Source organism: Kitasatospora sp. NPDC057518 (assembly GCF_042802075.1).
In the GTDB taxonomy this organism is placed as follows: Bacteria; Actinomycetota; Actinomycetes; order Streptomycetales; family Streptomycetaceae; genus Kitasatospora.
The window spans coordinates 1-2,194 of record NZ_JBHVEU010000731.1 but is presented as its reverse complement, the minus strand read 5'-3'; the positions used below and the strand labels follow the sequence as shown (position 1 = coordinate 2,194).

The following is a 2,194-nucleotide window of genomic DNA, read 5'->3' as shown; positions in this document are numbered from 1 at the left end:
GCCCCCGCGGCCGGGGCGCCGCGCCCTACTTCCTGGAGCCCACCGTGCCGTTCACCCCGCTGTTCGCCGCCCTCGACATCGGCGGCACCAAGATCGCCGGGGCGCTGGTCGACGCCGACGGACGGCTGCGGCACCGGCTCCAGCTGCCCACCCCGGCCACCGAGCCCGGCGCGGCCGTGCTCGCCGTGGTGCACCAGGTGCTGGAGCGGCTCGCCGGGACGGCCGACTGGGCCGCCGTGACGGCCGTCGGGATCGGCAGCGCCGGCCCCGTCGACCTCGCGAACGGCACCGTCAGCCCGGTCAACATCCCCGGCTGGCGCGGCTTCCCGCTGGTCGCCGCGGTCGCCGCGCACCCGGCGGTGGCAGAGCGCACGCTGCCCGTCCACCTCGCCGGGGACGGCGTCGCGATGGCCGCCGCCGAGCACTGGCAGGGCGCGGCCCGGGGCGCCGACAACGCGCTCTGCCTGGTGGTGTCGACCGGCGTCGGCGCCGGACTGGTGCTCGACGGCGCGGTGCGCCCCGGCCCCAGCGGCAACGCCGGCCACCTCGGCCACATCACCGTCGACCTGGACGGCGAGCCCTGCCCGTGCGGCTCCCGCGGCTGCCTGGAGGGCCTCGCCAGCGGCACCGCGATCGCCCGCCGGGCGCTCGCCGAGGGCTGGCGGCCCGTGGACGGCGACCGGACGGCCCGCGCCGTCGCCGCCTCCGCCGCCGCGGGCGACCCGGTCGCGCTCGCCTCCTTCGACCGCGCCGCCCGGGCGCTGGCCGCCGGGATCGCCGCCACGGCCGCCCTGGTGGACCTCTCCCGGGTCGTCGTCGGCGGCGGCGTGGCCGAGTCCGGGGACGTGCTGTTCGCCCCGCTCGCCCGCCACCTGGACCGCTACGCCGCCCTCTCGTACATCCGCGGCCTGGACGTGCGCCGCGCCGAGCTCGGCACCGACGCCGGGCTGATCGGCGCGGCCGCGCTCTGCCGCTGAGCCTCCCCGGAGCCGCCCGCATGCCGCCGTTCGCCCTCCTGAAGAACCCCGTCCGCCGCTACGCCTGGGGCTCGCCCACCGCCATCCCCGCGCTCACCGGCGCCGCGCCCGACGGCACCCCGCAGGCCGAACTCTGGCTCGGCGCCCACCCGTCGGCGCCGTCCCTGCTGTGCGGGTCCGGCGACGAAGGCGACGGGGGCGGCCCGCGGCCGCTGGACCAGCTGATCGACGCCGACCCGGACGGCCTGCTCGGAGCGGACACCGTCCGGCGGTTCGGCCCGGCGCTGCCGTTCCTGTTCAAGGTGCTGGCCGCCGACCGGGCGCTCTCCCTCCAGGTCCACCCCACCCGCGCCCAGGCCGAGGCCGGGTACGCGGCGGAACAGGCCCGGGGCATCCCGCTGGACGCGCCGGAGCGGGTGTACAAGGACCGCGGGCACAAGCCCGAACTCCTCTGCGCGCTCGGCGACTTCGAGGCGCTGTGCGGCTTCCGCCCGGCCGCTGACACCGCCCGGCTGCTGGACGCGCTCGGCGTGCTCGCCCCCTGGGCCGCCGCCCTGCGCACCCGGCCCGCCGAGGCCGTGCTGCCCGAGCTGCTGCGCTCCGGCCTGAACGCCGACGGCTCCGAACTCGCCGCCGTCACCAGCGCCCTGCGCCGCACGGCGGCCGCCGGCGGGCCGTACGGCGCGAGCAGCGCCGCGTACGCCCGCCTCGCCGAGGAGTACCCCGGCGACCGGGGGCTGCTCGCCGCCCTGCTGCTCCACCACGTCCGGCTCACCGCCGGGCAGGCGCTGTACCTGGACGCCGGGGTGCCGCACGCCTACCTCCGGGGCGTGGGCGTGGAGTTGATGGCCAACTCGGACAACGTGCTGCGCTGCGGCCTCACCCCCAAGCACGTCGACGTGGACGGCCTGCTGGCGGTCACGGACTTCCGGCCCCGGGAGGTCGAGCCGCTCGCCCCGCGCCCGACCGGCGACGGCTTCGAGGAGGAGTACCCGTCGCCGGCCGAGGAGTTCAGGCTCTCCCGGCTGCGCCCCGGCGCCGCCGCCGTCCGGGTCGACCGCCCCGCCCCGCAGATCCTGCTCTGCGTCTCCGGGCGGGCCCTGCTGCGGGCCCCCGACGGCTCCGAACTCCCGCTTCCGGCGGGCGCGTCGGCCTACCTGCGCCCGGGCGCCGGGCCGGTCGCACTGACCGGCCCGGGCGCGGAGCTGTTCCGGGCC

Annotated in this window: 2 protein-coding genes; both read left to right on the top strand. The window is 79.2% G+C overall.

Features of this window, described 5'->3' with window-relative positions; translation table 11 throughout:
- Window positions 1-44 precede the first annotated feature (44 nt).
- Window positions 45-977: an ROK family protein gene (locus ACFU7Z_RS38895; RefSeq protein ID WP_074005257.1), complete on the top strand. Its 933-nt coding sequence runs from the start codon at window positions 45-47 to the stop codon at window positions 975-977.
- Window positions 978-997: 20 nt separating this feature from the next.
- The coding region (gene manA, locus ACFU7Z_RS38890) for a mannose-6-phosphate isomerase, class I (RefSeq protein ID WP_380782878.1) at window positions 998-2,194 on the top strand (1,197 nt) is incomplete at its 3' end.